This window comes from Streptomyces sp. NBC_01261 (assembly GCF_036226385.1).
In the GTDB taxonomy this organism is placed as follows: domain Bacteria; phylum Actinomycetota; class Actinomycetes; order Streptomycetales; family Streptomycetaceae; genus Streptomyces.
In genome coordinates this window covers 9,740,561-9,753,657 of the sequence record NZ_CP108463.1, presented here as the reverse complement: position 1 = coordinate 9,753,657, position 13,097 = coordinate 9,740,561, and the positions used below count along the sequence as shown (strand labels likewise).

The following is a 13,097-nucleotide window of genomic DNA, read 5'->3' as shown; positions in this document are numbered from 1 at the left end:
TGTAGGGCCTTTCTCATTTACGGGATATCCTTTTACGTCAAACTCGGTCAACTGATCGGAATCCGTGCGCTGGTGATGGTCATCGGGGTACCGGTCACGGCGATGAGATAGAAGCGCGGACGCGACCCGCCCGGCGCCCGCCGGACACCGCCGGGGGGCTTCACGTCGTACGTCGCGGAGGCGTGCGGGGCGAGGGTCACGGGCCCGCCGGAGGCCGTCCACCAGTTGGAGGCGCCCTGTCCGAGGCGGCTGGCGAAGTGGGGGGTGAGCCGGGTGCCTGTGATGTTGACGACCCGGACCGCGAGACCGGTGATGTCCAGGTGGCCGGCCCGCTCCGCGAAACTCGGTGTGACGTTCATCCGCAGCGGCGGCGCGCTGATCGCGGCGACCGTCGCGCACACCACGGCGGGCGTGACGAGCGCCGCCGATAGGACGGCCTTGGCCCGGTGCCCGGTCAGGTGCGGGATGCGGGGCTGCCAGGCCGAGGCGAACGCGGAGGCCGGGACGGTGGCCGCCGCCGCGAGCCACAGCGGGGTCATCATCAGGAAGTAGCCGTCCTGGGACCGGGTGGCGAGGTAGAAGCTCAGCCAGGGCAGCACGGTGATCGCCGGGCCGAGCCGCCGTACGAAGAGCAGCGTGGCGGCGAGCAGGCCGAACAGGAGCAGCTGGCTGCCGTAGGAGTAGTAGTCGAGGTTGCTGCTGCCCGCGGTGAAGTAGTACGAGATCCCCATCAGGCCCTGGCCGTGCAGGATCGCCTTCTGGGTGAGCGGGAGCAGCAGGCCGTGCAGCCAGGTGTGGACGTCCTGGGTGGCGAAGTAGGCGTTGATCGCGGCCCATGTGAGGGCGGCGGTGCCCGTGTAGCGGGCGACCACGCCGAGGGCACGCCGAGAGTGGGTGCCGGGCGTCGCGGGGCAGGCGGGACTTCGCGGACACGGCCCAGGGCCGAGGTCGCCGCGGCGGACGGCGTAGAGGCCGATGAGGAGGAACGGCGTGAGGAACCAGGCGAGTTGCTGGGAGGCGCAGGCCGCGCCGAGGCAGAGGGCCCGGACCACTCCGGGCAGTCCGAGCCGGCCGGCGGCTCCGGTGTCGGGCCAGCGGACCACCACCGGGATGAGGAGGACCAGGGCGAGGACCGCGGGGTAGCCGGCGTAGGCGTAGGTGGGCAGGAAGCCGAAGCCGAGGCACACGGCGGTGGCGCCGGACCGCCAGGGGGCCGGGAGCAGCCACCAGAGCAGGACGGCGCCCGCGAGCAGCGCGCCGGTGGTGACGAGGGTGGCGGCGGCCGTCGAGTGGACCACGGCGTGGACGGGGGCGGCGAGCAACGCGGTCAGGGGCGGATAGCCGTAGGTGTAGTCGGCGCCGCCCGACATGGTCTTCGTGATGCCGACCGACGAACGGTCGAACAGCCACGGCCACGGCTGCCCGTAGATGGGGTGCCCGTGCAGGATCTCGTGGGCGGCCTGCGCGGTGAGGACGCCCTCGTCGGTGCCGGCGTGGTTGAGCGAGTACCCGCACAGCACCAGCACGACGGCGAGCAGCAGGACGCCCGCGTCCACCCGGGTCAGGGCGCGCCGGGTGCGTGTGGTGAGGGCGAGGACGCCCGCGACGAGTATCCCGGCGTAGCAGACGGAGATGATCCCGGCGACGTCCGGACGGGACGTCATCGCCCGCGTCCAGGCGTCCCGGGTTCCGATGAACAGGCTGATCGCGGCGATCAGCGTCATCCCCCGGTGCAGCTGCTGCGGCGCCGCCGCCGGCTCGGTCGCGAGCGGCCGGGTCCTCGGCAGCCCCGCCACGGCGGGCGCGTCACGCCACCTCAGCCGCACACCACCGCCGGCACGGGGACCGTCATCCATGGCGTCCTTCTCCTCGCTCCGTCCCCACCGTCAAGGTCGGTCGGCAGTTCACTCCGGGGCAACCTCCACTACACGTCGTAGAGGTGAAAGGAGCCGACGAGGTTCACCGGCGGAAGGAAAGAGCTGGGGAAGAAAGTGCTTACGTGCAGGGTGCGTTGACGCGTCGGGCGAGGTGGGGCCCATGTTCGCGCCGACGGGGCCGCACCTGTGCCCGCGGGAGACTCACCGGATCACTCGGCGCCGGTGGCGAACCGGTCGGTGCCGAGCACGGTGAGGAGGGCGAGTTTCTCGTGGCTCTCCGTACCGGGGGTGGCGGTGAAGATGAGCAGCGACTGGCCCTGGTCCGGCTCCAGGAGGAGTTGGCAGTAGAGGTCCAGGCGGCCGACCTGGGGATGGACGAACCGTTTGGTCCCGCTCCAGCGCACGCCCACCTCGTGCCGTTCCCACAGCCGGGCGAACTCGTCGCTGGTGCGCAGCAGGACGTCGGCCAGGCCCGCAGCGGGCGAGCCGGGCCCGTCCCGGGTGACGGCGGCGCGCAGCAGGGCGACGTCGGTCCGGCTGGTGATGTCGTGCTGATCAGGGTCGTAGCACTCCCGCTCGGCCAGGTCGGTGAACCAACGGAACGTCGCGCTACGGGAGTTGCCGGTGTAGTGGGTCTGCTCGCCGAGCAGCGCCACGGCGGACGGGGTCTGCAGCAGCGTCTCCCCCAGCGGGCCCATGACCTGCGCGGTGGTGCCGGCCAGGCCGTCCATGACCCGCATCAGCCCGGGGCTCACATGCTCAAGTCGCAGGCCACGGCGGGCCGTTCGGTACCCGGCGAGCAGGAACAGGTGATCGCGTTCGTCCGGGGTCAGCCGCAGGCCGCGCGCGATGGCCGCGAGCATCTGCTCCGAGGGCTGCGGCCCGTCGCCGCGCTCCAGCCTGGCGAAGTAGTCGGCGGACATCGTGCACAGCTCCGCCACCTCCTCGCGGCGCAGACCCGGAGCGCGCCTGCGCTGCCCGCGCCGCAGCCCGACGTCCTCCGGTTGCAGGGCCGCGCGCCGAGTGCGCAAGAAGGCGCCGAGGGACGAGCGGTCGAACGTGTGGTCCATGGTCCTCATCGTTCGCCATCCGACGCGGCACAGCCACGACCTCTCATTCAGTGGTTGCGGAGGTCCTTCCGGCGGCTGCGGCGGGGCGGGTTCACTGGCGCTGCGATCAGCGGTCACCCATCACAGCGAACCAGGAGCCAAGTCCCATGACCCGCATACCCAGTTGGACCGCGCACGACCTGCCCGACCTGACCGGCCGTACGGTGGTGATCACCGGTGCCGGTCGCGGCCTCGGCCTGATCACGGCACGCGAACTCGCCCGCGTCGGTGCCCGTGTCGTGCTGGGGGTACGCGACACCGGCAAGGCCCGCCGCGCCGTCGCCGCCCTGCCCGGCACCTTCGACGTCCGCCCGCTCGACGTGTCGGACCTGACCTCGGTACGAGCCTTCGCCGACGCCTGGTCCGGCGACCTCGACATCCTGGTCAACAACGCCGGCGTGATGGACATCCCGGCCGCGCGTACCGCCGACGGCCTGGACGTGCAGACCACCACCAACCACACCGGCCCCTTCCTGCTGACCACCCTGCTCCTCGATCACCTCACCGACCGCGTCGTGCACGTCACCAGCGAGCTGCACAAGCAGGGCAGGCTCGACCTGGCCGACCTCGACCGGCGCACCCGCAAGCCCAACGGGATGCAGGCCTACCAGGCGTCGAAGCTCGCGGTCGTCCTGTTCTCACTGGAGTTGCAGCGCCGACTGACCGCCGCGGGCAGTCCGGTCCGCTCGGTCCTGGCCAGTCCGGGCATCGCCCGCACCTCGCTGGCGGCCCACTCCCGGTCGAACATCGTCAACAGGCTCACGTTCCTCACCAACACCCCCGAGCGCGGAGCGCTGTCCCTCCTCTACGCCGCGACCCAGGACGTCCCCGGCAACTCCTACATCGGCCCGGACGGCCTGGGCGGCTTCCGGGGCTCCCCGGCCGTACGCCGACAGGGCAAGGCCGGCCTCGACCCGGCGATGGCCGCACGGCTGTGGAACGCGACCGCCGACCTCGTTGGAGCGGTCGCCCGGTGAGCTAGGTGAAGGGTCGTCCCGGGGCCTGCCCGGAAGCCGCCGGCCACGCCGCCGTCTACGTCCCGCACCCCCGCACCCATCGCCTCCCTGAGCGCCGCGATCCCGGTCGGAGCCGCGGCGGGCGACCGCTGCACCCCGATGGGCACAGCCTCCGTCCAGGAGTGACCGGAGATCAGCACTGCTGCTCGTACTGGAGGCCGTCATACTCCCGAGCCGCGATGTCCTCCCGTGTGCCCACGATCAGGTTCATGGTGAACACGTTGTAGTCGACCGCCTGCCCGGCCAGCTGCGCGAACAGCACGAGTTCGCCGGTGTCCGGGGCCATGTCCCACGGGTCGGAGAACCCGCCGATCCGGACGCAGACGCCGGGCCGGTGTCCGCCGAAGGCCAGGTCGCCGACGGCCTCCTCGAAACCGTCCAGCGCGTCCTGGGCGCCGCCGCCATCGCCGTTTCCGTTTCCGTCGCCGTCGCCGTCGCCGTCGAGGAACGCGCCGATCTCCGGGCCCCCTTCCCACTCACCGTCGAAGGTCAGTCCGGTCACGGGGTACAGGGTGCGTGGTTCGTAGACCCTGGACTGCACGTCCTCACCGTCGAGTTGATACGTCGCGGAGCGCTCCGCGGTGCGGACACCGGCAGGTATGTGGAGCACCGCGGACGACTCCGGCGGGTACTCGATCTCGGTGAAGAACAACAGGTGCCCATCGGCGGGCAGTTCGATGTCCAGGACGCCGTGCGGCAGGGCGGCACAGTCGACACTCAGCACCAACGGCTCCCTCCCGTCGGGCCAGTTCACCCCGTCCGGCAGCGCGGGAAGCCCGCCCGTCCGCGCGGCGGGGCGGATGCCCTCCCGACGAGCCTCAGGCACTTCGTCGTACGGAACCAGGTAGAGGCACGGCCGCGCCCGCGCCATCAACTCCCGTACGACGGGGGCGGGTACGCCGTGTTTGGCGGCCGTCCCAAGAAGGAGAGCTTCGTCGATCGACGTCATGCCCGGGATCGTGCCATGGGCCACTGACATGTCGCGGATCGCCGCAGTACGCCGACATGGACCGGCTGGACAACCGGCGCGGGAGCCTTCGGCGTTGGCGGCGCTTCAGCCGATGCGTGTTCCCGCGCCACCGACGCGGACCCGCGGGTCGCCCGCGCGCAACGTGACCGTGAGTTCGCCGGGGCGGCCGAGGTCCTCGCCCTGGCGCAGGGTGAGGACGGCGTCGTCGGGGACCAGGCCGAGTTCACGCACGTAGGCGCCGAAGGCTGCCGCCGCGGCGCCGGTCGCCGGGTCCTCGACGACACCGCCGACGGGGAACGGGTCGCGGACGTGGAAGACGGTGTCCGACTCGCGCCACACCAACTGGACGGTGGTCAGGTCGAGTTGGTGCATCAGGGCTTCGAGGCGGGCGAAGTCGTAGGCGAGGTCCGCGAGTCGGGCGCGGGTCGCCGCCGCGAGGACGAGGTGGCGGGCGCCCGCGAAGGCGATACGGGGCGGGAAGGCAGGGTCGAGATCGGCTTGCGGCCAGCCGAGCGCGGCCAAGGCCTCCGTGAGGTCGGTGTCGGCGATGGCCTTGATGTGCGGTTCGACGCTGGTGAGCGTGGCCCGGAGCGTCCCACCCTCCTCGACCACCTCCACCGGCACGGTGCCGGCGCGTGTCGCGAACACCAACTCCCCGGGGCCGACCCGCTCGGCGAGTGCCACGGCGGTCGCGACGGTGGCGTGCCCGCAGAACGGCACCTCGGCCTTGGGGCTGAAGTACCGGATGGTGTACGCCCGCCCGTCCTCACCGCCGAGACCCTCCGGGGGCGCGGTCAGGAACGCGGATTCGGAGTACCCGAGGTCGGCGGCGACGGCCAGCATGGCGCTGTCGTCCAGAGCGGAGGCGTCCAGGACCACGCCCGCGGGGTTCCCACCGGCCGGGTCGCTGGAGAAGGCGGTGTATCGCAGGACCTCGGGGCGTGCCGCACTCGTCGTCATGACCGTGGCAACCGGGCTGGGGCCGCGGCCATTCCCGCACGTGGGCCGGGACGGTGCCGGGCGCCCGACCAAGCCTGCCGGTCGGGCGCCCGGGGTGTCCTGGCCGACGATCACTTCTTGACCACGGACTCCACCCAGCTGATGAAGTTCGTCGTCGAGTCACCGGTGCGCTCGGCCATCGTGTGCGCTTCGGCCCACACCGTGGCGAAGTCGACATCGCGGATGCCGTAGTTCAGCAGGGCCAACTGGAGGTTGATCTCCGTCGTGTTGGCCGTGTCGCCCTGCATGATGCCGGTGCGGATGCGCCAGTGCCGGGCCACCTGCGACTGCCGGTAGCCACCGAACGCGGGCGAGAGGAAGTACAGCGGGTTGTACGCGTCGCCCCGCCAGGCCATGTCCTTGCCGACGCTGTCCTTCTTCGCGAAGTCGCTGTCGTAGGCCGCGGAGCCGTAGGCGGAGTTCCAGTCGGAGTACGTGGCGTACGTCGTCTCGTTCGCCTTGATGACGTCACGCGTGAGCGGCGCGAAGTGCGACGGCACATTGAGGCCCATGGCGAAGACGCTGTTCTCGCCCTGCCCGCGGGAGTATCCGTCGAACGCGCCGACCGGCTTGTTCGCGGCCTTCTGGCTGTTCACGAAGCCTTCGAGGCCGGACACCGTGGCGGTGTTGGTCGTGGCGTCGTAGGTGACCCAGGTGCTGTCGGTGTTGAGGTAGGCGATGTAGTCGGCGACCGTCTCGTACGTGGTCGAGGTCCCCGTCTGGCCCGATCCGGGCGGGCCGCCCTGGGTCGTGATGGTGTACGGGAAGGTGTTGTCCGACAGGAAGTTGTTCAGCGAGGTGGTGATCACCTTGATCAGGTGGTCGTAGTAACTGCCGGACAGATGGCTGCCGTTGCCGGACTCGGTCAGCTTCAGGCGCCTGCCGCGCTCGTCGCGCAGGCCCAGGCGGTTGAGGTACTTGGGCCAGGCCTTCGCGAGGTCCGCCGAGTAGGCGCTGGTCCACGTGGTGGAGGCGCGCGTGCCGGTCGAGGCGAACTGGCCCATGTTCCACTCGTAGGACAGGTTGGCCTCGGCCAGGTTGGTGATCGGGCACCAGGCCATGACGCCGGCGACCGCGTCGCTGAGGGGACGGCCCTGGGCGTCCTCCATCGCCGCGCCGATCGTGCGCAGGTACGGGTGGTACAGGGGGCTGTCGCCGGACGTTCCCGCCACGGTGTCCTGGGCGCCGCCGCCGCTCATGCCGAACAGGACGATGTCGTCCGTGCTGCCGGGCAGGACGCTCCGGTTGTACCGGAGGAACCGGATCGCGGCCTTCAGGTCGGTCACGCCCCAGGGGGCCGCGTCGGAGCGGGTGCTGGTCGAGCTGTTTCGGCCGCGCAGGCCCGGCCACACGTAGACGAGCCCGGCCTCCAGGTACTGCGAGACGCCGGTGTAGCTGTAGGACGTGGCCGGCGCCTGCTGGGCGTAGCCGGGGGTGTTGACCGGGATCACGATCGGCGCCGTGCGTCCCGAGTACTGGCCGACGGTGCCCTTCGGGTTGGCCTTCGCCGTGTACGTGGTCCCGTCGCTGTTCGCGGTGGCCGTCAGATAGGCGCCGGGCACGTAGATCGACAGGTTCTCGTAGTCCGTCGCGGCCGGGTTCGCGACGTACACCTTGCCGATCTGGTAGTACACGTCGTTGGTCGAGTCGTACGACCAGGCGGTGGGGTCGAGCTCCAGCGAGTACGCCGAGGACGTGCTCGACGAACTGCCCGACGACGAGGTGGCGGCGAACGCCGTGCCCGCCGTGCCCTCGGCGACTCCGAACGTGGCCAGGGCTGCGACGCCTGTGGCGCTCCGGATCACAGTTCTGCGGTTCATGTCCACCCGTGGACCTCCATGTGCAGCTGGTTACGTGGTCACAGCCGGCCTGGGCACCACCCCTGGCAACACCGGGGGCCGGTCGAACTGTGCGGCTCATACGAGTCCCAGACTGTAGGCCGGGACCCTGAGTCGGAGCCGGTAATTGTTAACAATTTCGATGATAATTTTGTTAGAAGTCGTCAGGGCGCCGACAGCTCGGTCGCGGTGAAGCGCTCGAAACCCGCGTGGTAGGCCGTGCCCCGGGGGTCGGTGGCGTTTCCGGTGTACGCGGCGACCCGGGTGCCGTTGACGGCGAGCTCCACCTTGATCCGGCCCTCACCGGCCGAGGAACAGGTCATCGACATGTCGATCTGTCGCCGACTCTCCACCTTCAGGCCCAGGTCCGCGAGGTTCACCTCGACTACCCGGTCGTGCTGGAACTTCCCCTTGAACCTGAACTCCCCCACGATCAAGGCTTCCTGATCCGTCGTCAGGTAGGTCGACCAGCGGGAACCCTTCCAGTAGTTCCCCGAGCCGTCGCACCACAGCCCGACCCCGCCCTCACCTCCGTACCACTCCGTCTGGGTGCTCAGCCGCACCGCGAACGAGAACGGCTCGAAGGGCGCCTGCGGCCACACCTCCAGCTCGGGCCTGGGATCCACCAGCATGGTCCCGCCCTTGTGCGTGATCTTCGCCAGGGCCGGGTCCTTGTACGACCAGTCGCCCGAGTCGGTCAAGTCGTCCGTGTGCGAAAGGAGTTGGGAGCCGGCGGATCTCGTCGTTCTCCCGGACGACGAGGACGCGGAGGACGCGGAGGCCGAGGAAGTCGAGGGGGTCGAGGGGGTCGAGCCGTGGGCCTGTGGGCCGTGCTCCGTCGCCGATCCTCCCGAGGTGGTGCTGAGCACGATGGCGAGCAGCAGAGCCACCGCGGCGCTGCCGGCCGCGAACCCCCATGACCGCAGCTGCTCGGCGCTCGGGCCGGAGCCCGCGCCGCTGCTCCTGGGGCCGGGCGGATGCGAGGGCGTACGAGACTCCGTCCGCGCACCGTCCGCCTTCCCCGCCTCCGCCTCCCCCGCCTCTGTCTCCCCCGTCGCCCCCGTCTCCCCCGTCTCCCCCGCCTCCGCCTCCCCCGCCTCCGCCTCCGTCGCCTCCGTCGCCCCCGTCGCCCCCGCGAGCCGGGTGACGAGTTGGGCGGCGGTGGGGCGTTCCGCCGGGTGCTTGCGCAGGCAGTCGGCGATGACCGAACGGACCGGCTCCGGTGCGGCGGTGAGGTCCGCGTCGCGGGTGCACACGGCGACGAGCACCTCGTAGTCGCCCTCCCCGGCGAAGGGGCGCCGTCCCGTGGCGGCGAAGTACAGCGTGCCGCCGAGGGAGAACACGTCGGAGACGGCGGTGACCGGGAGCGCCTTGACCTGCTCGGGCGACATGTACGCGGGCGAGCCGAGCACGCTGCCCGGTGTGGTGAGCACCGACTGCAGCGAGCGGTCGTCGCGGGCGATACCGAAGTCGATGATCCGCGGCCCGTCCGGGGAGAGCAGGATGTCGGACGGTTTGACGTCCCGGTGCACGACGCCCACCCGGTGCACCTGTGCCAACGCGTGCGCGACGGCCAGCCCGAGGGACTGGAGCCGGCCGGAGGGCAGCGGACCGCCGGCGGCGACATGCTGCTGGATCGTGGGTCCCTGGACGAACTCGCTGACGATGTAGGGGTGTTGTCCGGAGAGATCGGCGTCGAGGACGCGCGCGGTGGCGAGTTCGCCGACCCGGCTCGCCGCGCCGAACTCGCTGCGTGCGCGGGCGAGCGCGACCTCGTCGTACTCCATGCCCGGCAGCAGGAACTTCACCACGACCTGCCGCCCCGTCCGGTCCCGGGCGAGCCGCACCACTCCCTGTCCGCCTCGGCCGAGTTCACGCTCGCAGACGTATCCGCCCGACAACCGCTTCCGCGGATCCATGCCCCGTCCCCGGTTCATGGCCGTCTTTCAGCGTATCGGCAACGCCGGACCCCGACAGGCCTCTTGGCCAGTCACGGGTGCCCCACTCCGCCCAACTCCCCCTTTGCCCAGCTCACTTCTCACCGCTGTCCCCAACACCCGCCACAACACGCGCGGTTACGACGTCCGAGCGATAGCGCTTCCCCCTGCGCCCCCGCGAACACGGTCGACTCAAACCGGGTCACCGAAGCCGCCACAACCTCTCCCCGTGATCACCACCCCGTCCACATCGAGGAAGTGCGACGGTGACGACCGGAGACAGGAATCGCACAGGCGAAGGAGTAACTCGCGGCTACGGAAGCCGAATCGAAGCCCCCCAGAGACACAAGAGCCGCGTCCCCCTCGCCCGGCAGCCACTTCTCACCGGACATCAACGCCCCCCGAATGCCACCCCGCTCCCCTCACACTCGAAAGGCGCCTCACGTGAGCGCTCCCGTCCTTTGCGGAATCCCCGTGCGTCATCTCGCGACAGCCCTGACCGCCTCCGCGTCGGCGCTGGCACTCAGCGCGTGCGGCGTCATCGACGGAGTCGGTGGAAGCGAGGGCTCCGCGTCTCCGAGGAAGGGCGACGACATCACGGTGGGACTGCTCCTGCCCGACAAGGACACCGCGCGCTTCGAGGCCTTCGACCACCCCGTCATCACGAAGGAGGTCGCCGCGCTCACCAACGGCAAGGGCAAGGTCGTCTACGCCAACGCCGAGGCGAGCCAGGACAAGCAGAGCCGGCAGTTCCAGCAGATGGTGGACCAGAAGGTCGACGTCATCCTGGTGGACGCGCTGAACTCCAAGGCCATCGCGCCGGAGGTCCAGAAGGCGAAGGACGCCGGCATCCCCGTCATCGCCTACGACCGGCTGGCGGAGGGCCCGATCGACGCGTACGTCTCCCACGACAACGAACTCGTCGGTGAGATCCAGGCCCGCGCCATCATCACGGCGCTCGGCACCAAGGCTGCGTCCAGCGAGATCGTCATGATGAACGGCGACCCCGTGGACACGAACTACGCGAAGTTCAAGGACGGCGCTCTCGGCGAACTCAAGAACAACGTCAAGATCGCCAAGGAGTACAACACCGACAAGTGGTCGCCGACGGTCGCCGAGGCGAACATGAAGAACGCGATCAAGGCCGTCGGCCTCGACGACATCGCCGCGGTCTACGCCGCCAACGACGGCCTGGCGGGCGCGGTCATCAAGGCGCTGAAGGACGCGGGCGCCACCAAGATCCCACCGGTGACCGGCCAGGACGCGAACCTGGACGCGGTGCAGCGGATCGTCGCGGGCGAGCAGTACATGACCGCGTACAAGCCGTTCCCGGAAGAGGCCACCCGCGCCGCGGAGATGGCGGTGTACAAGGTCCAGGGCCGCGACATCCAGTTCGACTCCCTGACCCGCGACACGGTCGACAGCCCCACGGAGAAGAAGATCCCCACGATGCTGGTCCCGGTGGTCGCGCTCACGAAGGACAACATCAAGGACACGGTGATCGCGGACGGTATCTACACCGTCAAGGACATCTGCACCCCGGCGTACGCGGCAGCCTGCGCGGCGATCGGGCTGAAGTAGCGGCCACGCTCTCTACGGCCGCATGGACCTCCATGAACACCGTGCGGCACGGCGCGGGTGACCGACCGCCGCACGAGACAGCCCGTGCCGCTTCAGTTCCGCGTTCAGTCGAGGCCCCCGTCCCCCTCAAGGCGTGCCACGAAGGCGGCCAGGATGCGCGGGCGAGTCGCGTCGGGAACGGGCGTGGACGGCAGATGGCCCCCAAGTCCCCACTCCGCGTTGAACATGACGACCGTGCCGCCCGGCAGCACGTTGCTCAACCGCCCCGCAGTCCACCGTCCCAGGCGCACCCGCTCTCACGCCACCGCGCCCGTTTCCGCCTCTCCCCGCTCGCCACGGACCACACGCACCGGCGTCACAGCCTCTTGCCCCACCCCCTCCACCCACCTAGCCTGAATTTGTGCCGCAAATAAACAAACCCCGAACGCACAACGCCGTGCCGGGCGCCCCCACCGACCTGACCCGCCTCCGGATCACCCTCACCGCGTTCTTCGCCCTGGACGGCTTCGTCTTCGCCGGCTGGGTCGTCCGCATCCCCGCCATCAAGGAACAGACCGGCGCATCGGCCAGCACCCTCGGCCTCGCGCTTCTCGGTGTCTCCGCCGGCGCTGTCATCACGATGATGCTCACCGGCCGCCTCTGCCACCGCTACGGCAACCACCAAGTCACCGTCGTCTGCGCCGTGTTGCTGTCCCTGAGCGTCTCCCTCCCACCGCTCACTCACTCGCCCCTCACCCTCGGCCTCGTCCTCCTGGTCTTCGGCGCGGCCTACGGCGGGATCAACGTCGCGTTCAACAGTGCGGCGGTCGACCTGGTCAGGGCGATGCGGCGGCCCATCATGCCCAGCTTCCACGCCGCGTTCAGTCTCGGCGGCATGGTCGGCGCCGGGCTCGGCGGACTGGTCGCCGGGTTCCTGACCCCGACGCAGCACCTGTTCGGCCTCACCGTGATCGGCCTGGTCGTGACCACCGTCGTAGGGCGCAATCTGCTGCGCCTCCAGCCCCCGGCACCTCCCACACCCCCCGAGGACTCCCCGAAGCAGGAGACCACCCCCCGCCGCCTCAACCCCCGTACCCACGGCCTCGTCCTCACCTTCGGGCTGATCGCCCTCTGCACCGCCTTCGGCGAAGGCGCCCTCGCCGACTGGAGCGCCCTGCACCTGGAGCAGGACCTCGACGCCACCGCCGGTGCCGCCGCCATCGGCTACTCCTGCTTCGCGCTCGCGATGACCGCCGGCCGGCTCACCGGCACCCGGCTCCTCGAACGGCTCGGCCGCACCCGCACCCTCGTCTCCGGCGGCACGACCGCCGCCCTCGGCATGCTGCTCGGCGCGCTCGCGCCCACCCTGTGGGCCACCGTCCTCGGCTTCGTGATCACCGGGCTCGGCCTCGCCAACCTCTTCCCCGTCGCCGTCGAACGCGCCGGCACCCTCGCCGGCCCCGACGGCGTCGCCATCGCCTCCACCCTCGGCTACGGCGGCATGCTCCTGGGACCGCCCGCCATCGGCTTCATGGCGGACTGGTACTCCCTCCCCGCCGCCCTCACCAGCGTCGCCGTACTCGCCGCCGTCGCGGCCGGAATCGGATTCCTCACCCGGCACGCGGCAGAAGGCTGATTCCACGTCACCGGGCGCAGCGAACAAGCCAACGAGCGTGCCGGTACGCGCAGTTGGGGCCGACGAGGCACACGAGTCGCGCCACGGGGGAATAACGTGGGTGCCCACGGCCGATCTTCGACGGTTCCGTGGTTCTCACCGCCGTACGCACAGGA

The 13,097-nt window shown here is 70.5% G+C and carries 10 protein-coding genes; 3 read left to right on the top strand and 7 right to left on the bottom strand.

The annotated features are described in order from the left end of the window. Positions 1-47: 47 nt before the first annotated feature. Both OG226_RS43330 and OG226_RS43325 read right to left on the bottom strand, forming a co-directional pair. Positions 48-1,856 carry a hypothetical protein gene (locus OG226_RS43330; RefSeq protein ID WP_329352143.1) on the bottom strand — a complete coding sequence of 603 codons (1,809 nt, stop codon included), beginning with the start codon at positions 1,854-1,856 and terminating at the stop codon, positions 48-50. Positions 1,857-2,086: 230 nt separating this feature from the next. Further along, complete coding sequence (locus OG226_RS43325) at positions 2,087-2,947, bottom strand: helix-turn-helix transcriptional regulator (RefSeq protein WP_443066955.1); 861 nt, start codon at positions 2,945-2,947, stop codon at positions 2,087-2,089. Between the two features lie 146 nt (positions 2,948-3,093). Here OG226_RS43325 and OG226_RS43320 point away from each other — a divergent pair, with 146 nt between their 5' ends. Continuing rightward, positions 3,094-3,963 carry an SDR family NAD(P)-dependent oxidoreductase gene (locus tag OG226_RS43320; RefSeq protein ID WP_329352141.1) on the top strand — a complete coding sequence of 290 codons (870 nt, stop codon included), beginning with the start codon at positions 3,094-3,096 and terminating at the stop codon, positions 3,961-3,963. A gap of 172 nt (positions 3,964-4,135) precedes the next feature. Here OG226_RS43320 and OG226_RS43315 read toward each other — a convergent pair whose 3' ends face one another. From OG226_RS43315 to OG226_RS43300, 4 genes are all read right to left on the bottom strand, one after another. Then, positions 4,136-4,951, bottom strand: coding sequence for a DUF1963 domain-containing protein (locus OG226_RS43315; protein ID WP_329352140.1), 816 nt, complete (start codon positions 4,949-4,951; stop codon positions 4,136-4,138). Between the two features lie 105 nt (positions 4,952-5,056). Then, on the bottom strand, positions 5,057-5,932 hold the full coding sequence (locus OG226_RS43310) for a PhzF family phenazine biosynthesis protein (RefSeq protein WP_329352139.1): 876 nt from the start codon (positions 5,930-5,932) through the stop codon (positions 5,057-5,059). Positions 5,933-6,042: 110 nt separating this feature from the next. Continuing rightward, positions 6,043-7,791, bottom strand: a complete 1,749-nt coding sequence (locus OG226_RS43305; protein ID WP_329352138.1) for an esterase — start codon at positions 7,789-7,791, stop codon at positions 6,043-6,045. 182 nt (positions 7,792-7,973) lie between these two features. After that, positions 7,974-9,728, bottom strand: coding sequence for a serine/threonine-protein kinase (locus OG226_RS43300; RefSeq protein WP_329352137.1), 1,755 nt, complete (start codon positions 9,726-9,728; stop codon positions 7,974-7,976). Positions 9,729-10,220: 492 nt separating this feature from the next. On the opposite strand from OG226_RS43300, the gene OG226_RS43295 reads away from it, so the two are divergent. Further along, positions 10,221-11,327: a sugar ABC transporter substrate-binding protein gene (locus OG226_RS43295; protein WP_328685030.1), complete on the top strand. Its 1,107-nt coding sequence runs from the start codon at positions 10,221-10,223 to the stop codon at positions 11,325-11,327. A gap of 104 nt (positions 11,328-11,431) precedes the next feature. On the opposite strand, the gene OG226_RS43290 is transcribed toward OG226_RS43295, so the two are convergent. Continuing rightward, the gene (locus OG226_RS43290) at positions 11,432-11,587 is read right to left on the bottom strand and encodes a hypothetical protein (RefSeq protein ID WP_329352136.1); all 156 of its coding nucleotides are present in this window, start codon (positions 11,585-11,587) and stop codon (positions 11,432-11,434) included. 140 nt (positions 11,588-11,727) lie between these two features. Here OG226_RS43290 and OG226_RS43285 point away from each other — a divergent pair, with 140 nt between their 5' ends. Continuing rightward, a complete protein-coding gene (locus OG226_RS43285; protein WP_443066954.1) occupies positions 11,728-12,942 on the top strand; it encodes an MFS transporter in 1,215 nt (404 codons plus the stop codon). Positions 12,943-13,097: the final 155 nt, after the last annotated feature.